General features: G+C 72.4%; 19 protein-coding genes. 13 read left to right on the top strand and 6 right to left on the bottom strand.

Annotated features, from left to right (window positions below; translation table 11 throughout):
• The first annotated feature begins 30 nt into the window (after window positions 1–30).
• Window positions 31–1,074 (top strand): tRNA (adenosine(37)-N6)-threonylcarbamoyltransferase complex transferase subunit TsaD, encoded by a 1,044-nt coding sequence (tsaD, locus tag AB4Y76_RS06200; RefSeq protein ID WP_441923226.1) that lies wholly within the window; start codon window positions 31–33, stop codon window positions 1,072–1,074.
• Window positions 1,075–1,087: 13 nt separating this feature from the next.
• On the opposite strand, the gene AB4Y76_RS06195 is transcribed toward tsaD, so the two are convergent.
• Genes AB4Y76_RS06195 through AB4Y76_RS06185 form a run of 3 tightly spaced genes read right to left on the bottom strand, consistent with a single transcriptional unit; the run spans window position 1,088 to window position 3,979 of the window.
• Window positions 1,088–2,248: a DUF4185 domain-containing protein gene (locus tag AB4Y76_RS06195; RefSeq protein WP_441923224.1), complete on the bottom strand. Its 1,161-nt coding sequence runs from the start codon at window positions 2,246–2,248 to the stop codon at window positions 1,088–1,090.
• A 43-nt stretch (window positions 2,249–2,291) separates the two neighbouring features.
• Entirely contained in the window at window positions 2,292–3,467 is a 1,176-nt protein-coding gene (locus tag AB4Y76_RS06190) for a hypothetical protein (RefSeq protein ID WP_441923222.1), read from the bottom strand.
• Entirely contained in the window at window positions 3,464–3,979 is a 516-nt protein-coding gene (locus AB4Y76_RS06185; RefSeq protein ID WP_441923220.1) for a SigE family RNA polymerase sigma factor, read from the bottom strand. The genes AB4Y76_RS06190 and AB4Y76_RS06185 overlap by 4 nt, the downstream gene beginning before the upstream one ends.
• Window positions 3,980–4,130: 151 nt before the next feature.
• Between AB4Y76_RS06185 and AB4Y76_RS06180 the strand changes: the two genes are divergently transcribed.
• The 6 genes from AB4Y76_RS06180 (at window position 4,131) to AB4Y76_RS06155 (ending at window position 9,733) form a co-directional block, all read left to right on the top strand.
• Window positions 4,131–5,216, top strand: coding sequence for an S-(hydroxymethyl)mycothiol dehydrogenase (locus AB4Y76_RS06180; RefSeq protein WP_441923218.1), 1,086 nt, complete (start codon window positions 4,131–4,133; stop codon window positions 5,214–5,216).
• On the top strand, window positions 5,213–5,839 hold the full coding sequence (locus tag AB4Y76_RS06175; RefSeq protein WP_441923216.1) for an MBL fold metallo-hydrolase: 627 nt from the start codon (window positions 5,213–5,215) through the stop codon (window positions 5,837–5,839). Before AB4Y76_RS06180 ends, AB4Y76_RS06175 begins: the two co-directional genes overlap by 4 nt.
• Before the next feature lie 35 nt (window positions 5,840–5,874).
• Window positions 5,875–7,467: a glycoside hydrolase family 3 N-terminal domain-containing protein gene (locus tag AB4Y76_RS06170; protein ID WP_441923214.1), complete on the top strand. Its 1,593-nt coding sequence runs from the start codon at window positions 5,875–5,877 to the stop codon at window positions 7,465–7,467.
• A gap of 82 nt (window positions 7,468–7,549) precedes the next feature.
• Window positions 7,550–7,888, top strand: a complete 339-nt coding sequence (locus AB4Y76_RS06165) for an ArsR/SmtB family transcription factor (protein WP_441923212.1) — start codon at window positions 7,550–7,552, stop codon at window positions 7,886–7,888.
• Between the two features lie 5 nt (window positions 7,889–7,893).
• Window positions 7,894–8,388, top strand: coding sequence for an SRPBCC family protein (locus AB4Y76_RS06160; RefSeq protein WP_441923210.1), 495 nt, complete (start codon window positions 7,894–7,896; stop codon window positions 8,386–8,388).
• Between the two features lie 148 nt (window positions 8,389–8,536).
• Window positions 8,537–9,733 carry a glycoside hydrolase family 16 protein gene (locus tag AB4Y76_RS06155; RefSeq protein ID WP_441923208.1) on the top strand — a complete coding sequence of 399 codons (1,197 nt, stop codon included), beginning with the start codon at window positions 8,537–8,539 and terminating at the stop codon, window positions 9,731–9,733.
• Window positions 9,734–9,749: 16 nt separating this feature from the next.
• Here AB4Y76_RS06155 and AB4Y76_RS06150 read toward each other — a convergent pair whose 3' ends face one another.
• Window positions 9,750–10,907 carry a class I SAM-dependent methyltransferase gene (locus tag AB4Y76_RS06150; RefSeq protein ID WP_441923206.1) on the bottom strand — a complete coding sequence of 386 codons (1,158 nt, stop codon included), beginning with the start codon at window positions 10,905–10,907 and terminating at the stop codon, window positions 9,750–9,752.
• 213 nt (window positions 10,908–11,120) lie between these two features.
• Between AB4Y76_RS06150 and groES the strand changes: the two genes are divergently transcribed.
• From groES to AB4Y76_RS06135, 3 genes are all read left to right on the top strand, one after another.
• On the top strand, window positions 11,121–11,417 hold the full coding sequence (groES, locus tag AB4Y76_RS06145) for a co-chaperone GroES (protein WP_441923488.1): 297 nt from the start codon (window positions 11,121–11,123) through the stop codon (window positions 11,415–11,417).
• Window positions 11,418–11,489: 72 nt separating this feature from the next.
• Window positions 11,490–13,109: a chaperonin GroEL gene (gene groL / locus AB4Y76_RS06140; RefSeq protein WP_441923204.1), complete on the top strand. Its 1,620-nt coding sequence runs from the start codon at window positions 11,490–11,492 to the stop codon at window positions 13,107–13,109.
• A 172-nt stretch (window positions 13,110–13,281) separates the two neighbouring features.
• Window positions 13,282–14,124, top strand: a complete 843-nt coding sequence (locus tag AB4Y76_RS06135) for an LpxL/LpxP family acyltransferase (protein WP_441923486.1) — start codon at window positions 13,282–13,284, stop codon at window positions 14,122–14,124.
• An 8-nt stretch (window positions 14,125–14,132) separates the two neighbouring features.
• Here AB4Y76_RS06135 and AB4Y76_RS06130 read toward each other — a convergent pair whose 3' ends face one another.
• Complete coding sequence (locus AB4Y76_RS06130) at window positions 14,133–14,762, bottom strand: TetR/AcrR family transcriptional regulator (protein WP_441923202.1); 630 nt, start codon at window positions 14,760–14,762, stop codon at window positions 14,133–14,135.
• A 67-nt stretch (window positions 14,763–14,829) separates the two neighbouring features.
• On the opposite strand from AB4Y76_RS06130, the gene AB4Y76_RS06125 reads away from it, so the two are divergent.
• Window positions 14,830–15,759, top strand: coding sequence for a sterol desaturase family protein (locus AB4Y76_RS06125; protein ID WP_441923200.1), 930 nt, complete (start codon window positions 14,830–14,832; stop codon window positions 15,757–15,759).
• On the opposite strand, the gene AB4Y76_RS06120 is transcribed toward AB4Y76_RS06125, so the two are convergent.
• Window positions 15,720–16,292, bottom strand: a complete 573-nt coding sequence (locus tag AB4Y76_RS06120) for a protein-L-isoaspartate O-methyltransferase family protein (protein ID WP_441923198.1) — start codon at window positions 16,290–16,292, stop codon at window positions 15,720–15,722. The genes AB4Y76_RS06125 and AB4Y76_RS06120 overlap by 40 nt on opposite strands.
• Before the next feature lie 171 nt (window positions 16,293–16,463).
• Here AB4Y76_RS06120 and AB4Y76_RS06115 point away from each other — a divergent pair, with 171 nt between their 5' ends.
• Window positions 16,464–17,189: a GNAT family N-acetyltransferase gene (locus tag AB4Y76_RS06115; protein WP_441923196.1), complete on the top strand. Its 726-nt coding sequence runs from the start codon at window positions 16,464–16,466 to the stop codon at window positions 17,187–17,189.
• Between the two features lie 41 nt (window positions 17,190–17,230).
• On the top strand, window positions 17,231–18,739 hold the full coding sequence (gene guaB, locus AB4Y76_RS06110; RefSeq protein WP_441923194.1) for an IMP dehydrogenase: 1,509 nt from the start codon (window positions 17,231–17,233) through the stop codon (window positions 18,737–18,739).
• Window positions 18,740–18,746 lie beyond the last annotated feature (7 nt).

The raw sequence follows: 18,746 nt of genomic DNA, 5'->3' as shown, positions 1-18,746 counted from the left end.
TTCTCTACCCAGAACCGGCAGAATGTGCACGTGAGCGAACCACTCGTGCTCGGCATCGAGACCTCCTGCGACGAGACCGGCATCGGCATCGTCCGCGGCCACACCCTGCTCGCCGACGCGGTCGCCTCGTCGGTGGAGGAGCACGCGCGCTTCGGCGGCGTCGTACCGGAGGTCGCGTCGCGGGCGCACCTGGAAGCGATGGTGCCGACCCTGGAGCGGGCCTGCGAGACGGCCGGTGTCCGGCTCGGGGACGTGGACGCGATCGCGGTGACGGCCGGTCCGGGCCTGGCCGGCGCGCTGCTCGTCGGCGTGGCGGCGGCGAAGTCGCTGGCGCTGAGCCTCGGCAAGCCGCTGTACGGCGTGAACCACCTGGCCGCGCACGTGGCGGTCGACCAGCTCGAGCACGGCCCGCTGCCGGACCCGTGCCTGGCGATGCTCGTCTCCGGCGGGCACTCCTCGCTGCTCCGGGTCGACGACGTGACCACCGGCGTGACGCCGCTCGGGTCGACGATCGACGACGCGGCCGGCGAGGCTTTCGACAAGGTGGCCCGGCTCCTCGGGCTGCCGTTCCCCGGTGGCCCGCACATCGACCGGAGCGCCCGCGAGGGTGACTCGGTCGCGATCGACTTCCCGCGCGGCCTCACGTCGCGGCGCGACCTGGAGCGGCACCGGTTCGACTTCTCGTTCTCCGGCCTGAAGACCGCGGTGGCGCGCTGGGTGGAGGCCCGCGAGGCGTCCGGCGAGCCGGTCCCGGTGGCGGACGTGGCGGCGTCGTTCCAGGAGGCGGTCTGCGACGTCCTGACCCGCAAGGCGGTCGACGCCGCGGTGACCCAGGGCATCGAGGACATCCTCATCGGCGGCGGGGTGGCCGCGAACTCGCGGCTGCGCGCGATGGCCGTCGAGCGGGCCGAGGCGAAGGGCCTGCGCGTCCGGGTCCCGCGCCCCGGCCTCTGCACCGACAACGGCGCCATGGTCGCGGCCCTCGGGTCCGAGATGGTCGCCCGCGGTCGCACCCCCTCCGCGCTGGACCTCCCCGCCGACTCCTCGATGCCGGTCGAGCTCGTCCTGCGCTGACGTTGATTCCGGCCTAGGGGAGCGGCACCTGGAGGAACTCGGGGCGGTACAGGTGCGGGTTCTCGAGCAGGCGGGTCAGGTCGGAGACGTTGCGGCTGTAGGAGACCACCAGCTGGTCCGGTGAGGGCAGCAGGTCGGGGTGGGCCAGTGGCATGTACCGGAGCAGTCCGTCGGAGGAGTTCGACGGCAGGGTGGCGAGCGGCGCGCTCGGGGTGAACGGGCCCGTCGGGCCGGGCGCCTTCCAGATCACCAGGTCGGTGCCGAGGAGCTCGTCGCGCTTGCTGACGGCGTACCAGTCCTTGCCGCGGTGGAAGACCGAGAGCACCTGGGAGACGCCGCCGACCGCGCCGATCAGCTCGGCGGCGCGGGACTCCTCGGCCTGCCAGGTCGTCCCGTCCCAGTACTGCCAGTGGTCGGGCAGGCCGACCTGCTCGGGGCGGACCCGGGCCACCCGCAGCGACCGGCCGAAGACGGTCTTCGGGTCCGGGTTCGCGGTGCCGTAGACGTACAGCCAGCCGTCGGCCTCCTCCAGCGCCGCGCCCCACAGCGGCTTGGTGGGGTCGGTGCTGTCCGGGCCGCGGTCGCTGACCAGCAGCAGCTCGGGGGCCTTGCCCGGCTTCACCGAGAACAGCGCGTACGACGGCCCGAGGATCTCGAAGTCGAACACGCCCTTCCCGGTCGCCCGGACCCGCTGCAGGCTGACCCCGACCAGGTCGTGGTCGCCGCGGGGGACCGCGACCAGGTCCATCGGCCAGTAGCCGACCCCGTCCTTCCGGTCCGGGACGACGGCGCCGTGGTCGCTCGGCATGACCACGGTCGCGCAGCCCGGCGAGAACATCAGCATCGAGTTGCGCACGAACCGCGGACCCTCCGACCGCTTCGGGCGCAGAGTGTCGCCGAAGACCCAGAGCGAGCGCCCGTCGGACAGGGTCGCGCTGGCCCCGACGTCGGCACCCACGAACCCCGGCTGGGCGCGGTACCGGGCGATCTGCCGGTTCAGGCCGGCCACGTCCTTCGCCGGCTGGAACGGCAGGCAGTTCAGCGAGAGTCGCTGCGCCGGTGCCTTCTCGTCGTACAGGACCCAGGTGGCGCCGGCGATCGAGAGGACGGCGATGACGGCCCAGAGCAGCACGACCACCCGCAGGCGCACCCGCGCGCGGCGGAACCAGGTCATCGCTCACCTCCCGGGGGACAGTCTCCCCCGGGAGGTGTCCGGATCAGCGGTCGGCCAGCAGGAACGGGGCGACGTAGTCCTCGGTCACCTTCACCGGCACGACGGCGTACTCGCGCTCGCCGCTGAGCCCGATCCGCAGTACCGCCGCGCGGTCGCCCTGGAGCACGACCGCGAGCACGTGGTCCTGGTCCTCCCAGCGGGTCTGGGTGATCACGGCGGCGGTGGTGGTCGACAGCTCCAGCCTGGTCTTGCCGCTGTCCGTGTCGAGGACGGCGAGCCGGCCGTCGCCCGCGCCGTCGCCGTACGGTCCGGCGCCGACCAGGCGCTTGCCGTCCGGCGAGAACGAGAAGAACCGGTGCTCGCAGGTCGACCACCACAGGGTCCCGTCCGGCTCCACCAGGCCCGAGCACGAGCCGTCGTCCGTCACCTTGGTGTACCCGGCGAACCGGCCGCGGCTGCTCAGGTCGACGAGGGTGATCAGGCCGCGTCGCTCGACCTCGGGAGCGGCGCCGGGGGTGAGCGCCCAGACCCGGGAGTGCTCGTCGCGCTGGTTCACGTAGACCGTGCAGCCGTCGTCGAGCGCACGGTCGCAGCCGCCGTCGACCGCGGCGATCTCCAGGCCGCCGGTGCCGGCGCCGGTGATCCGGCCCAGGTCGGTGAACTCCCCGTTCTCGCCCTGCACCGCGACGACGGTGCCGTCGGGTTGCGCGAACGCGGCGACGTGGCCGGCGGGGGAGACCGCGAACCCGCCGGAGAGCGGACGGGTGCCGGAGGAGTTCCCGCTGACTCCCTGGACCCGGACGCGGTCGTCGGCGCCGATCAGGACGCCGCCGTCGAAGCGCGCCAGGTACGACGGCCGCGCGCCGAGGTCGAAGGTGCCGCCGTCCGGGTCGTGCAGGGTGCCGCCCTCGGCGTAGGTGACCTTCGGGGCCTGGCCGGTCGGCAGGTTGTCGAGCGACAACGGGCTCGGGTCCGGCGTGACGGCCGGCACCGGCGGCCGCGGCGGAGCGGCGGGGTCGTCGAGGACCTTGATGCCGACCGGTACGGCGACCGCGAGCACGACCGCGGCCATCGCCAGGGTGGCGCGCAGCCGGCGGCCGCGGCGGATCTCCCCGGCGCGGGCCAGGACGCCGTCGAGGGAGACGGCGGCCGCTTCCTTCCGGGTGAACCGCTCGGCCTCGTGGCTCAGCGCTTCGGTCAGGTCGTGCTCGGTGCTCATCGCGGTGCCTCCGTCCCGGAGTCGAGGTGCTGGCGCAGGGTGGCGAGAGCGCGGCTCGCCTGGGACTTCACGGTCCCGGTGGTGACGCCGAGCGCCTCCGCGGTCTCCTTCTCGGAGAGCTGCTCGTAGTACCGGAGCACGACGACCGCGCGCTGTCGCTCGGGCAGTCCGCGGACGGCTGCCCAGAGGGCGTCCCGGACGCCGTCGTACTGCTCGTCGTCCACCGGGACGACGTACGTGCTGGTGTCGGCGACGACCTCGCGGTGCCGCCAGAGCCGGCGCCAGCCCGAGGTGTGCTCGTTGACCAGGATCTTGCGGGCGTAGGCGTCGACGGACTGCGCCGCGGACACCCGGTCCCAGGACAGGTAGACCTTGGCGAGCGCGGTCTGCAGCAGGTCCTCGGCGGCGTGGGCGTCGCCGGTCAGCAGGTACGCCGTGGTCAGCAGCCTGCGTTGGCGGGCCGCCATCCAGGCCTCGAACTCGGGCCTGGCGTCGCGGGGTCGTCCGGTCACCCCCGCAGGCTCTCCGGTGAGCGTGGGCATCGTCCACCTCCTTCGCCCTCCTTGACGTCGTGTCGCCGAAAAAGGTTGCAGCCGGTACGGGACTTTCCGCGGGACCGGGTGAGAGGGTCGGACCAGGTTTCCGCGAGCGAGGAGTGAGCGCATGCAGCAGGTCCGTGCGGTGGTGGCGCGCAGCAAGGGCGCCCCGGTCGAGGTCGTCACGATCAACGTGCCGGACCCCGGGCCCGGCGAGGCGGTGGTGAAGATCCAGGCCTGCGGGGTCTGCCACACCGACCTGCACTACCGGGAGGGCGGGATCAACGACGACTTCCCGTTCCTGCTCGGCCACGAGGCCGCCGGGATCGTCGAGGCCGTCGGCCCGGACGTCACCGCGGTGGCGCCCGGTGACTTCGTGATCCTGAACTGGCGCGCGGTCTGCGGTGACTGCCGGGCCTGCAACCGCGGCGAGCCGCAGTACTGCTTCGCGACCTTCAACGCGACCCAGAAGATGACGCTGGAGGACGGCACCGAGCTGTCGCCGGCGCTCGGCATCGGTGCCTTCGCGGAGAAGACGCTGGTCGCCGCCGGCCAGTGCACCAAGGTCGACCCCGACGCCCGCCCGGCCGCGGTCGGCCTGCTCGGCTGCGGGGTGATGGCCGGCATCGGTGCGGCGATCAATACCGGTGGCGTGACCCGCGGCAAGAGCGTCGCGGTGATCGGCTGCGGCGGCGTCGGCGCCGCCGCGGTCGCGGGCTCGGCGCTGGCCGGGGCCGGGACGATCATCGCGGTGGACCTGGACGACCGGAAGCTGGAGTGGGCCCGGAACCTGGGCGCGACGCACACGGTCAACGCCGGGTCCGGTGACGTGGTCGCCGCGATCCAGGAGCTCACCGGCGGCTTCGGCGCGGACGTGGTGATCGAGGCGGTGGGCCGGCCGGAGACCTGGAAGCAGGCGTTCTACGCCCGCGACCTGGCGGGCACGGTCGTCCTGGTCGGGGTGCCGACCCCGGACATGAAGGTCCCGGACCTCCCGCTGATCGACGTCTTCGGGCGCGGCGGCGCGCTCAAGTCCAGCTGGTACGGCGACTGCCTGCCCTCGCGCGACTTCCCGGTGCTGGTCGACCTCTACCGGCAGGGCCGGCTCGACCTGGACGCGTTCGTGAGCGAGGAGATCGGCATCGACGACATCGAGGCCGCCTTCGAGAAGATGCACCACGGCGACGTGCTCCGGTCGGTCGTGGTCCTGTGACGGCGCGGGTGGACCACGGCGTCACCACCGGCACGTTCAGCCTGGACGGCCAGACCTTCGACGTCGACAACAACGTCTGGGTCCTCGGCGACGACGAGGAGTGCGTCGTCATCGACGCGCCGCACGACGTCGCCGGCATCCTGAAGGTGGTGGCCGGCCGGAAGGTCCGGGCGATCCTCTGCACGCACGCGCACGACGACCACGTCAGAGTGGCGCCCGCGCTGCGCGAGGAGGCCAATGACGGGCAGGGTGCGCCGATCCTGCTGCACCCCGACGACAAGCCGCTCTGGGAGCTCACCCACGCCGACGAGCTGTGGGACGTCGACCTCGCCGACGGTCAGGAGATCCACGTCGGCGGCACCACCCTGTCGGTGTTGCACACGCCCGGGCACGCCCCGGGGGCGGTCTGCTTCTACGCCGCCGAGCTCGGCTGCGTCTTCACCGGCGACACCCTGTTCCACGGGGGGCCGGGAGCGACGGGGCGCTCGTTCAGCGACGCCGACGTGATCGTGGAGTCGATCCGGGACCGGCTGTTCGCGCTCCCGCCCGAGACGATCGTGCACACCGGCCACGGCGAGGACACCACCATCGGGGACGAGCTGGCCCGCCTCGGCGCGGGATGACGGCTCCGCAAGGTCGGCTTTGACACGATGCGGCGGTGAAGTCGCCGAGCCATCCCGTCCGTGCCGCCCTGGTCGGGGGAGCGCTGCTCGCCGTGACCGCGGCCGTGGCGGTGACTGCGCCGACGCAGGCGCAGCGCCCCGAGCCGTCCGCCGGCCCGGCCACCGGCCCGCGCGCCGCCCTCGCCGCCTCGACGACCTCGGCACAGCGCGCGGCGCAGCTGGTGGCCGGGATGACCCTCGCCGAGAAGGCGGGCCAGGTGATCGTGGCCTCGTACGCCGGCACCAGGGCGCCGGTCGCGCTGGTCCGTGACCTCCACCTCGGCGGGGTCGTCCCGGTCGCGCACAACATCACCTCCCCGGCGCAGATCCGGGGCGTGAACCGGGCGGTCGCGAAGGTCGTCGAGGCCCGCGGCTACCCGGCCTTCCTCGGGGTGGACCAGGAGGGCGGCACCGTCAGCCGCCTCGGGGCACCGGTGACCGGCTTCGGCGCGTTCCTCGGGGCCGGCGCGGCCCGGCGACCGGACCTCACCCGGGCGGCCTACCGCGCGCTCGGCGAGGAGATGGTCGCGGCCGGTTTCACCGTCGTGCTCGCCCCGGTCGCCGACGTGACCGCCGGTGCGAGCGACCCCGCCATCGGCAGCCGGTCGGCCGGGTCGCGCCCGAAGGCGGTCGCGGTCCAGGTGGTCGCGGCCCAGCAGGGCCTCGCCGACGCGGGCGTGGTCGGCGTCCTCAAGCACTTCCCGGGCCACGGGTCGGTGCGCACCGACAGCCACCTGGCGCTGCCGGTCCAGCACAAGACGCTGGCCCGGCTGATGGCAGGCGACCTGGTGCCGTTCCGGCGGGCGATCGCGGCGGGCGCCGGCGCGGTGATGATCGGCCACCTCGACATCCGCGCGGTCGACCCGGGCGTGCCGGCCTCGGTGTCCCGCAAGGTGATCACCGGCCTGCTCCGCCACGACCTCGGCTTCGACGGGTTGGTGATGACCGACGCGCTCGGCATGCACGGGGTCGCGGACCGCTACCCGAGCCGGGTCGTCGGCTGGCGCACCCTGCTGGCCGGCAGCGACGTCGTGCTCATGCCCGCCGACGCCCGCGCGGCCCGCAACGGGATCGTCACCGCCGTCCGCCGCGGCCGGCTGCCGCAGGCGCGGCTCGACCAGGCGGCGACCCGGATGATCGCGGCGCTGCTCGACCAGCGCGACCGCGCCCGGCCGGCCCCGTTCGGCTCCGGCGCCGAGGCTGCCCGGCGGCTCGCGAGCGCCGCGCTGACCTCCGTCTCCGGTCCCTGCCGGGGGCGGGTCGTCCCGCGGGCGGTCCGTGTGACCGGGGCCCCGGCTGCGGTGGGCGCGTTCCGGCGGGCCGCCCGCGTCGAGGGACTGGGTCTCGGGACCGGCCCGAAGATCGCCCTCACCGTGCGGACGCCGGTCCCGGGCCGGGCGCGGGCCGCGGTCGTGGTCGCGCTGGACCGGCCGGGGGTGCTCGGCCGGAGCGTCGGGCGGGTGCGGCTGGCGTCGTACGGGCAGACGCCGGCGGCGATGCGTGCGGTGGTGCGGTTCCTGCTCGGCCGGGACCCGGCTCCGGGCCGGCTGCCGGTGACGGTGCGCGGAGTGCCGAGGCACGGCTGCTGACCTTTATCAACCAAATGGTTGACAAAGAGAGAACGGCGGGGGCATGGTTGTTCAACCGATGAGTTGAGCAAGGAGCAGGTACATGGGCCTTCCCGCACCGGACGACCGGCTGACCAAGGTCTTCGGCGCGCTCGCCGACCCGACCCGGCGCGACATCGTCGCCCGGCTCGCGGTCGCCGACGCGACGGTCGGCGAGCTCGGTGCGTCGTACGACGTCTCGCTGCAGGCGGTCTCCAAGCACCTCAAGGTGCTCGAGGACGCCGGCCTGGTGAGCCGTTCACGCGATGCCCAGCGCCGGCCCGTGCACCTGGAGGCGGAGGTCTTCGACCTGATGACGAAGTGGATCGAGCGCTACCGGCGGACCGCCGAGGAGCGATTCCAGCGCCTGGACGCCGTCCTGGCCACGATGGACGAGGAGTGAGAGCGATGAGCACGAACACGAGCACCAGCACGCACGAGACGACGATCGAAGCCCCCGAGGGCGTGCCCTGGATCGACCTGGTCCGCGAGTTCGACGCCCCGCCGGAGAAGGTCTTCCGCGCGCACGTCGACCCGGAGCTGCTGGCGCGCTGGCTGGGGCCGCGCGACCTGGAGATGACCGTCGAGGAGTGGGACGCGCGCACCGGCGGCCGGTGGGCGTACACGCACCGCCGCGGCGAGGACGCCTTCGAGTTCTACGGGTCCTTCCACGAGATCCGCGAGAACGAGCGGATCGTGCAGACGTTCACCTACGCCGGATTCCCGGACGGCGTGGCGCTGGAGATCGCCCGGTTCGAGGCGCTGCCCGGCGGGCGTACCCGGCTGGTCAACCGCAGCATCGGCTCGAGCGTCGAGGAGCGCGACGCGATGGTCGCCAGCGGCATGGAGCACGGGATCGTCGAGGGCTACGAGAAGCTCGACGAGCTTCTCGCCGGACCCTGACCCCAAAGAAGGGGACTAAACGCCCCTTTTTCCCAATAGTGACAAATCGGACATAAAGTACTACGCTCGATCCCGCGAACGAGGGAACGAGTGGGAACGGCAGGCGTGCGCGCCCGCGGGTTCGTCCCTCGCAGAGGGAGGAACCACCATGCAGAAGCTCGCCATCGCCGTCGTCCTGACGCTGGCCGGCACCTTCGCGGCCGCCGGCCCGGCGGCCGCCGCCTCGGAGCGGCAGGTGACCGTGAAGCCGATCAGCGTCCGCCACGTCGGCTCGGCCGTCGTGGTGAAGGGCCGGGTCACCGGTCCCGCCCACAAGGTCCGGGTCGAGCGCAAGGCCGGCAGCCGGTGGGTCCTGGTCCGCCGCGCCGCGGTCCGCAAGGGCACCTACCGTGCGACCGCCCCGGTGGTGGTCGGCACGACGTCGTACCGCGTGGGCACCTCCGGGCGGTACAGCGCCGCGCGCACCCTGACCGTGACCCGGTCGACCGGCAAGACCAAGCCGACCCCGACGCCGACCCCGACGCCGACGCCGACCCCGACGCCGACGCCGTCGTCCGACGCGTGCGGGACCCGGCCGGCCAAGGCCGACGGCACCCTGTGGTCGTGCAGCTTCGTCGACGACTTCGGCGGCACCTCCCTGGACCGCACCAAGTGGCTGCCGCAGACCAACTTCCGCACCGGCGTGGAGGGCGCCCAGGGAGCGGCGCAGACCTGCCACCTCGACGACCCCAGCACCGTCAACGTCGCCAACGGCGCGCTCAACCTGGTCGTGCGCAAGCTGGCCACCCCGGTGCTGTGCGGCGCGAGCAACCCGACCCTGGCCCAGTACGGCTCCGGGATGGTCTCCAGCTACCACATGTTCTCCCAGCAGTACGGCCGCTGGGAGGCGCGGATCAAGAACACCGCCACCACCGCGCCCGGCCTGCAGGAGTCGTTCTGGCTCTGGCCCGACGACCGGGTCGCGCCCACCACCGACCCGGCGTACTGGCCCTGGGCCGGCGAGATCGACATCTCCGAGACCTACTCGCAGTACCCGACGCTCTCGGTGCCGTTCCTGCACTACGCCGCCGACGCCGCCGGCAACCTGGTCGGCACCAACACCGCCTGGAACTGCACCGCCAACCGCGGGGTCTGGAACACCTACCGGCTCGAGTGGTCGGCCAAGCGCCTGGAGATCTTCGTCAACGGCAAGAGCTGCCTGGTCAACACCTCCGGGGACCCGGCCTTCCAGAAGCCCTACATCGCGGCCTTCACGGCGGCGCTCGGCGTCAACGGCAACACCTACACCGGCAAGGCGCCGGTCCCGGCCACGCTGAGCGTCGACTACCTCCGCGTCTGGAAGTAGGTCCCGGAGGCCGGGATCAGAACGGCTGGACCAGCAGGCAGGTGCCCTGGCCGGCGACCCGGGTGAGCACGATCGTGCCCTCGGCGTCACCGGTCGGCGCCAGTCGCTTGCGGAGCTCCTCGGGCACCACGTCGACGCCGCGCTTCTTGATGGTCAGCCGGCCGATGCCGCGCTCGCGCAGGGCGGCGCGCAGCTGCTTCTCCCGGTAGGGCAGCTCCTCGACGACCCGGTAGGACCGCGCGAACGGCGTCCGGAAGGCGTCGTCGGCGGTGACGTAGGCGATGTGCGGGTCGACCAGCCCGCCGCCGACGCCGGCGGCGACCGCGGTCACCAGCCCGGCCCGGATCACCGCGCCGTCCGGCTCGTAGAGGTAGTCGCCGACCGCGCGCACCTCCGCCCCGGGGTCGTCCTCCTCGGTCAGGGTGGCCAGGCCGCCGCTGCCGATGACCGTCGCCCGGCGTGCGACCGTGGCCAGCGCACCGGACCAGAGCGCGGCCTCCTTCACCTCGCCGTGGTCGCTGACCCACTCGGCCTCCACACCCGCGGGCACCAGGGCGTGCGGGATGCCTGGAGCGACCTTCACGCAGGAGGTGCGCCGGAGCAGGTCCTCGACGAACGGCCACGGCGGGGTCCAGTCGTCCACGACGAAGCTGCGGCCGCGCGCCGAGCGCCGTGCCGGGTCGGCGAAGGCGACGTCGAAGGGGGAGTGGTCGACCGTCGTGGCGTCCGCGACCGCGACCGCACCGCCGAGGTCCAGGGCTGCCAGGTTGGCCCGGGCCACCTCGACCCGGAGCGGGTCGAGGTCGACGCCGGCCGCGGTGATCCCGGCGCGGGCCGCGGCGACGAGGTCGCCGCCGATGCCGCAGCCGAGGTCGATGACCGAGGAGGTCCCGGCGGCCACGAGCCGGGCGGCGCGGTGCTCGGCCACCGGCTGCCGGGTCGCCTGCTCGAGCCCGTCGGGGGTGAAGTACATCCGGGCGGCCAGGTCGCCGAACTTGTCGGCGGCCCGCTCGCGCAGGCGGGCCTGGGTCAGTGCCGCGGCCACCTGCTCCGCGGTCCCGTGCCGGCGCAGCGACGCGCTGGCACGCAGCGGATCGGCGGGCGCGTCGGCGGCGCGGGCCAACAGCCGCTGGCCTTCGGGGGTGAGCAGCCACCGGAACGCGTCGAGGTCCACGGAGCCATCATCGCGGGTCGGGGTGGCGCCGACGGCACGGTGGGGGCCGCCGTTGGCACTCGATCGGGTCGAGTGCTAAGTTCGGTGCTGGCACTCTCCCCGTGAGTCTGCCAGCGCCTGCGTCCGAGGTACGACCCCCGCGACGGCGTGCCGACACCGCAGGCGGCAAACGTGAACCACCACCAACGAAGCGTGAAAGTGGAGGTCGACATCGTGTCGGTCAACATCAAGCCCCTCGAGGACCGGATCCTCGTGCAGCCGCTCGACGCCGAGCAGACCACGGCCTCTGGCCTGGTCATCCCGGACACCGCCAAGGAGAAGCCCCAGGAGGGCCTCGTCGTGGCGACCGGCCCGGGTCGGTTCAACGAGGACGGCGACGAGCGCATCCCGATGGACGTCGCCGTCGGCGACAAGGTCATCTACAGCAAGTACGGCGGCACCGAGGTCAAGTACGCCGGTTCGGAGTACCTGATCCTCTCCGCGCGCGACGTCCTCGCCGTCATTTCCTGAACCATCAGGTCGTGTGCCTGAGGACGCGCCACCGCGCGTTCTCAGGCACACAACTGCTTTCTAGGAGAAACAGTGCCCAAGATTCTTGAGTTCGACGAGAACGCGCGACGCGCTCTCGAGCGGGGCGTCGACGCCCTCGCCAACACCGTCAAGGTGACCCTCGGCCCCAAGGGCCGCTACGTCGTCCTCGACAAGAAGTGGGGCGCCCCCACGATCACCAACGACGGCGTCACCGTCGCTCGCGAGGTCGAGCTCGACGACCCGTTCGAGAACCTCGGCGCCCAGCTGACCAAGGAGGTCGCCACCAAGACGAACGACGTCGCCGGTGACGGCACCACCACCGCGACCGTGCTGGCCCAGGCGATGGTCCACGAGGGTCTGCGCGCGGTCGCGGCCGGCGTGAACCCGATGGGTCTCAAGCGCGGCATGGACGCCGCCGCCGCGGCGCTGTCCGACGCGCTGTCCGACGCGGCCCGCGAGGTCGACTCGGTCGAGGAGATGGCCGCGGTCGCGACCGTGTCCAGCCGCGACGAGGAGATCGGCGCGCTGCTCGCGCAGGCCTTCGACAAGGTCGGCAAGGACGGTGTCATCACCGTCGAGGAGTCCAACACCATGGGCACCGAGCTCGACTTCACCGAGGGCATGCAGTTCGACAAGGGCTACCTGTCGCCGTACTTCGTGACCGACCCGGAGTCGATGGAGGCCGTCCTCGACGACCCGTACATCCTGCTGCACCAGGGCAAGATCTCGGCGATCGCCGAGCTGCTCCCGCTGCTGGAGAAGGTCATCCAGGCCGGGAAGCCGCTGTTCATCCTGGCCGAGGACATCGAGGGCGAGGCCCTGTCCACCCTGGTCGTGAACAAGATCCGCGGCACGTTCAACGCCGTCGCGGTGAAGTCGCCGGCCTTCGGTGACCGCCGCAAGGCGATGATGCAGGACATCGCGGTCCTCACCGGCGCGCAGGTCGTCGCCCCCGAGGTCGGTCTCAAGCTCGACCAGGTCGGCCTCGACGTGCTCGGCACCGCCCGCCGCGTCGTGGTGACCAAGGACAACACCACGATCGTCGAGGGCGCCGGTGACGCCGCCGAGGTCGCCGGTCGGGTCAACCAGATCAAGGCCGAGATCGACGCCAGCGACTCCGACTGGGACCGCGAGAAGCTGCAGGAGCGGCTGGCCAAGCTGGCCGGCGGCGTCTGCGTCGTCAAGGTCGGCGCCGCCACCGAGGTGGAGCTCAAGGAGAAGAAGCACCGGATCGAGGACGCCGTCTCCGCGACGCGCGCCGCGATCGAGGAGGGCATCGTCCCCGGCGGTGGCTCCGCGATCATCCACGCCGCCGCGGTGCTCGACGACGACCTCGGCCTGACCGGCGACGAGGCGTTCGGCGTCCGGATCGTCCGCAAGGCCGTCGACGAGCCGCTCCGCTGGATCGCCGAGAACGGGGGCGAGAACGGCTACGTCATCGTCTCCAAGGTCCGCGAGGGCGGTCCCGGCACCGGCTACAACGCCGCCACCGGCGAGTACGGCGACCTGGTCGCCCAGGGCGTCCTGGACCCGGTCAAGGTCACCAAGTCGGCCCTGACCAACGCGACCTCGATCGCGGGCATGCTGCTCACGACCGAGACGCTGGTCGTCGACAAGCCCGTCGAGGAGGAGCCCGCCGCGGCCGGTCACGGCCACGGTCACGGCCACTGAGGCCGGCCTCCCCAGCACGAACAGCCGCTGCCGCACCGGACTCCCGGTGCGGCAGCGCTGCATTTCCGGGGGTTCTCCCGAGGCTTCTTCCGGGGCCGGCCCGACTGGGTCCGTTGGGTCCGTTTCGCCTTCGCGGCCCCGCGCCCGCTGTTAGATTCCGCGCGTGCCCTCGATGACCGACGCCCTGCAGCACGTGCGGGCCCTGATGCCCGCGCGCTTCGTCCCGGCCGTGGCCCGTCGCCGGGTGGGGAAGATCTACGACCGGCCCTGGTACCGCGAGTACAACGAGCTGGCGATGACCTTCCTGCTCGGGGAGTCCTCCCGAGCCGACGAGATCCCCGCGCTGGCCCGGGCCCACGCCGTGGCGGCCATCGAGCGGCGGTACATGCGGTACCACCCGCGGAAGACCATGCGGCAGGAGGTGCGCGGGGTCGAGTGGCTGACCACCCGCCGCGACACCAGCCGCCCGGTCGTCCTCAGCTTCATGCACCACCACCGCTTCGAGGGCGTGTTCGGGTCGCTGAAGCGGCACGGGGTCGAGGTCACCGTGCTCACCGCTCCCTGGGTGATCGACGACGAGCGCGCGCTGGCCCGCCAGCACATGAAGGTCGTCGCGAAGGGCGCGACCGTGCGCCCGGCGTCCGGCGGGACCGCGGCGCTGGTCGAGGAGATGAAGCCGGGCGTGATCATGGCGATGGCCCCGGACGTGGCCGGCCAGACGCCGGTCGAGTTCCTCGGTCGCCAGGTGATGGGGTCGTTCGGGTCGGCCCGGGTGGCGATGCTCGCCAACAGCCCGGTGGTCCTGGTGACCGCGCACCGCGACGGCGACGGCAGCTACCTGCAGGTGCACGAGCCGCTGGAGCCGTCCGACTTCGCCGACCCGGCCGACCTGCTCGCCGAGATCCTGCGGATCCACGGCGAGGCGGTGCTCGCCTGGCCGGAGGCCCTCGACGTGCCGCTGGAGCGCTTCGGCGCGATCGACTTCGAGCTCCCGGGCGTCCCGGCGTCGGCCTGAGGCGCGACCTAGCGTCCGACGGCCGTCAGCACCGCGCGGTCGACGTCGCCGAAGACGGTGCCGAAGAGCCGGATGCACCGGTCGGTCATCGCACCGGGGGAGACGTCGGGGTGGTCGAGCCACCAGTTCACCAGCGCGCGGAACATGCTCTCCCAGACGGCGTGCATCGCCGAGGTGTCGCCGCTGTCGTCGTTGCCGGCGAGCCTCATCAGCTCGGTCACGCCGTCCTCGCCGAGCGTGAACAGCCGGCGCTCGTAGGCGAGGTAGGCCTCCCGCCTCGGCCCCTCGGTCGGCGCCGTCGGGTCGAAGACGAGCCGCCAGATCCACGGCTGCGGCGCGAGTGCCTGGAACATGCCGTCCAGGGTGACGATCGCCCGGGCCAGGCCGACGGTCCCGGTGTGCGCGCTGCGCTCGAACTCGGTCCAGAGCACCGAGGCGGCGTGCTCCAGGCAGACCGCGTGCAGGCCGTCCTTGGAGCCGAAGTAGTTGTAGATCAGCGGTTTGGAGATCCCCGCGGCGGCGGCGATCCCGGCGACCGAGGTGGCGGCGTACCCGGCCTCGCCGAAGGCGCGGCAGGCGATCTCGACGATCTGCGCCTCGCGATCGGCGCGTGCGACGCCCTTGGTGCCCGCGGTCATGCGGACACCCTAGCGCGGGATATGAACCCGTGGTAACTTACCCGCGAGTCATATCTTGGAGGACGCCGTGCACGACCTGCTCGACCCGATGAAGAACCCGGTCACCTACGCGATCCCGTTCTTCGTCCTCACCATCCTGATCGAGCTCGCCGCGCTGAAGTGGCTCGACCACGACGACACCCTCCTCGGCCAGGAGCGGACCGGCTACCACGGCCCTGACGCCCGCACCAGCATCGGGATGGGGGCGCTCTCGCTCTTCTTCAGCCTGGCGCTGAAGGTCGGCTCGTTCTTCGTCTACACGGCGGTGTTCGTGCACCTCAGCCCGTTCGCGCTGCCCACGGACACCTGGTGGTACTGGGTGCTGCTGATCCTCGGCGTCGACCTCGCGTTCTACTGGTCGCACCGGTTCGTGCACCGGGTCAACGTCGGCTGGGCGGCGCACCAGGCGCACCACTCCAGCGAGTACATGAACTTCGCGACCGCGCTGCGGCAGAAGTGGAACCCGTGGTTCGAGTTCTTCTTCTGGCTCCCGCTGCCCTTCCTCGGCTTCGCGCCGTGGACCATCTACGTGGCGTTCGGCTTCAACCTGATCTACCAGTTCTTCACCCACACCGAGATGATCGGCAAGCTCTGGCGGCCGTTCGAGCTGGTGATGAACACGCCGTCGCACCACCGCGTCCACCACGGCTCCGACCCCGAGTACCTGGACAAGAACTACGCCGGCATCCTGATCGTCTGGGACCGGATGTTCGGCACCTTCGTCGAGGAGAAGCAGAAGCCGACGTACGGGCTGACCAAGCCGGTCGAGACCTACAACATGCTCAAGCTCCAGTACGGCGACTACGGCCAGATCATCCGCAACGTCCGGGCCGCCCGGACCTGGCGGGAACGGGCCGGCTACCTGTTCGGCCCCCCGGGCTGGGAGCCGCCGACCGCGTTGGGGCCGGCTTCACCCGCTCACCCCTGGCGCCAGCCGAGGAGCGGGACGAACCGGTAGCGCCCGTGCTCGCTGACCCGGTCGGCGCCGGCCGTGCGCACCACCAGCGTCATCGTCCCGCGCACGGGCAGCACCATCCGGGCGTCGTCGGCGAGCTGGTCCAGCAGCGCGGCCGGGATCTCGTCGGCCTCCGCCGACACCAGGATCCGGTCGTACGGCGCCCCGTCGGGCAGGCCGAGCACGCCCGGGTCCGCCGCCCGCACCGAGGCCCACGGGCAGCCGGCCCGGCGTACGTTCTCCCCGCCCCAGGCGGCCAGGTCGGGGAGCAGCTCGACCCCGAGGACCCGGCCGGTCGGGCCGACCAGCGCGGCCAGCAGCGCCGTCGTCCAGCCGGAGCCGGCGCCCACGTCGAGGACCCGCTGCCCGGACAGGACCTCCAGCAGGCGCAGCATGTCCGCCACCGTCCGCGGCTGCGAGTTGGTCTGGCCGTGCCCGATCGCGACCGGGGCGTCCACGCCTGCCCGGTCGCGGGACTCCCAGCGCAGGAAGCCGGTGCGCGGGACCGCGGCGAACGCCGCCGTGACAGCGTCCATGTCCCCGAGTCTCGCACGTGTGAGCCGTTGTTGACCTGCCCGTAACCGAGCCGCAGCCGACAGGCAACACGGCTTCGGCACGATCTGTGCATGTACTACCGGGTGAGGACGCGACTTGCGGACACGCCGGGTGCCCTCGCCAGGCTTGCGCAGCACTGCGGGGACGCCGGCGTGAACATTCTCGCGCTCCAGATCTACCCGGAGCTGGGCGCCGTGACCGACGACCTGGTCGTCGAGACGCCCGAGAGCTGGACCGCCGCGGCGGTCGTGGAACTCGTGGGTGGCGCGGGAGGAGACGAGGTGAGCGTCGTCCCCTGCGCCACCCACGACCTCGTCGACCAGCCGACGGCGTGGTTGCGCGCCGTGCAGCGGGTCCTGGACGAGCCGGAAGCGCTGCGGGCCGAGCTCACCGCGCTGCTCGGGGCGCGGGTGACCTGGTCCGCGACCGAGCAGGTCCGCGCCGCGGCGCTGACCGAGATCGCTGAGCGCGCCCGCGTCGCGGGGACACCGGCGCCGCCGCCGGCGTCGGCGGCCGGGTCCTCGGTGGTCGAGTACGAGGTCGAGGAGTCGACCGTGCTGGCCAGGATCGGCGTGCACGTCGTCGGAGCCGCCCGCCTGCACGCGTTCGTCGACGACGGGTTGGAGGCGAGCCTCGAGGTGGCACCCGCGTGGCGCCGTCTCGGGATCGGCCGGCAGCTGCTGCGCCAGGTCAGCGGGCTGGCGGCCGGGCGCGGCGCCGCCGAGCTGGTGCTCCTGGCCCCGCCGACCGAGGAGGGGGTCGTGCCCGTGCTGGCCGCTTCCGGGATGCGCGGCCGGATCCGGCTGACCCCCGAGGGGCTGAGTGTCCACGTCAGCCTCGCCGGCGTGCGTCCGATCACCCGTCTCGCGGCTTCCTAGCCGGTGGCGAGACCACCCCTCCGCATCTCTTAGACTGGAGCATGGCCTTCGAAGTCCCCGAGAAGTTCGCATCCCTCGGACTCACCTACGACGACGTCCTCCTCCTTCCCGGGTTCTCCGACCTCAATCCCAACGAGATCGACACGACCACCCGGCTGACCCGCGAGATCAGCATCCGGGTGCCGCTGATCAGCGCGGCGATGGACACGGTGACCGAGTCCCGGATGGCGATCGCGATGGCCCGCGAGGGCGGCATCGGCGTGCTGCACCGGAACCTCTCGACCGAGGACCAGGCCTACCAGGTCGACCTGGTGAAGCGGACCCAGACCGGGATGATCTCCAACCCGATCACCATCGGCCCGGACGCCACCCTCGAGGAGCTCGACCAGACCTGCGGCGAGTACCGCGTCTCCGGCCTTCCCGTGGTCGACCTCGACAACAGGCTGCTCGGCATCATCACCAACCGCGACCTGCGGTTCACCCCGGTCGCGGAGTGGGCCACCACCAAGGTCGACGAGGTGATGACCCCGATGCCGCTGATCACAGCGCCGGTCGGGATCAGCCGCGAGGACGCCACCGCGATCCTGCGCCAGCACAAGCGCGAACGGCTCCCGATCGTCGACGCCGAGGGCCGCCTGGCCGGGCTGATCACGGTCAAGGACTTCGTCAAGGGCGAGCAGTTCCCGAACGCCTCGCAGGACGGCGACGGCCGTCTCATGGTCGGCGCCGCGATCGGCTACTTCGGCGACGCCTGGGAGCGCGCCACCACGCTGATCGAGGCCGGGGTCGACGTGCTCGTCGCCGACACCGCCCACGGCCACGTCCGGATGCTGCTCGACATGGTGCAGCGGCTCAAGACCGACCCGGCCACCAAGCACGTCCAGGTGATCGGCGGCAACGTCGCCACCCGGGCCGGTGCGCAGGCGTTCGTCGACGCCGGTGCGGACGCCATCAAGGTCGGCGTCGGGCCGGGCTCGATCTGCACCACCCGGGTCGTCACCGGGGTGGGCGCCCCGCAGGTGAGCGCCGTCTACGAGGCGTCGCTGGCGGCCGGCCCGGCCGGCGTACCGGTCATCGCCGACGGCGGTCTCAAGCACTCCGGCGAGATCGCGAAGGCGATCGTGGCCGGTGCCGAGTCGGTCATGCTCGGCTCGCTGCTCGCCGGCTGCGAGGAGTCGCCCGGCGACCTCGTCTTCGTCAACGGCAAGCAGTTCAAGTCCTACCGCGGCATGGGTTCGCTCGGGGCGATGTCGAGCCGCGGCAAGAAGTCCTACTCCAAGGACCGCTACTTCCAGGCCGAGGTCACCAGCGACGACAAGATCGTGCCCGAGGGCATCGAGGGCCAGGTCGCGTACCGCGGCCCGCTCGCCGCGGTCGCGCACCAGCTCATCGGCGGCCTCAACCAGTCGATGTTCTACGTCGGTGCGCGGACGATCCCGGAGCTGAAGGAGAAGGGCCGGTTCACCCGCATCACCTCCGCCTCGCTCAAGGAGAGCCACCCGCACGACGTGCAGATGACGGTGGAAGCGCCCAATTACTCGGGCCACTAGGATCCCT

Origin of the sequence: Marmoricola sp. RAF53 (assembly GCF_052114005.1) — a bacterium.
GTDB lineage: Bacteria > Actinomycetota > Actinomycetes > Propionibacteriales > Nocardioidaceae > Marmoricola.
Note: the sequence above shows the minus strand (reverse complement) of the source record. Positions and strands in the feature narration are given on the sequence as shown.

Excerpts from the sequence above, each read along its gene's own strand:
- guaB (WP_441923194.1), top strand. The coding sequence starts at position 17,231 with ATGGCCTTCGAAGTCCCCGAGAAGTTCGCATCCCTCGGACTCACCTAC.
- AB4Y76_RS06155 (WP_441923208.1), top strand. The coding sequence starts at position 8,537 with ATGCAGAAGCTCGCCATCGCCGTCGTCCTGACGCTGGCCGGCACCTTC.
- AB4Y76_RS06135 (WP_441923486.1), top strand. The coding sequence starts at position 13,282 with ATGACCGACGCCCTGCAGCACGTGCGGGCCCTGATGCCCGCGCGCTTC.
- AB4Y76_RS06190 (WP_441923222.1), bottom strand. The coding sequence starts at position 3,467 with ATGAGCACCGAGCACGACCTGACCGAAGCGCTGAGCCACGAGGCCGAG.
- AB4Y76_RS06120 (WP_441923198.1), bottom strand. The coding sequence starts at position 16,292 with ATGGACGCTGTCACGGCGGCGTTCGCCGCGGTCCCGCGCACCGGCTTC.
- AB4Y76_RS06130 (WP_441923202.1), bottom strand. The coding sequence starts at position 14,762 with ATGACCGCGGGCACCAAGGGCGTCGCACGCGCCGATCGCGAGGCGCAG.
- AB4Y76_RS06180 (WP_441923218.1), top strand. The coding sequence starts at position 4,131 with ATGCAGCAGGTCCGTGCGGTGGTGGCGCGCAGCAAGGGCGCCCCGGTC.
- AB4Y76_RS06165 (WP_441923212.1), top strand. The coding sequence starts at position 7,550 with ATGGGCCTTCCCGCACCGGACGACCGGCTGACCAAGGTCTTCGGCGCG.
- AB4Y76_RS06195 (WP_441923224.1), bottom strand. The coding sequence starts at position 2,248 with ATGACCTGGTTCCGCCGCGCGCGGGTGCGCCTGCGGGTGGTCGTGCTG.
- AB4Y76_RS06160 (WP_441923210.1), top strand. The coding sequence starts at position 7,894 with ATGAGCACGAACACGAGCACCAGCACGCACGAGACGACGATCGAAGCC.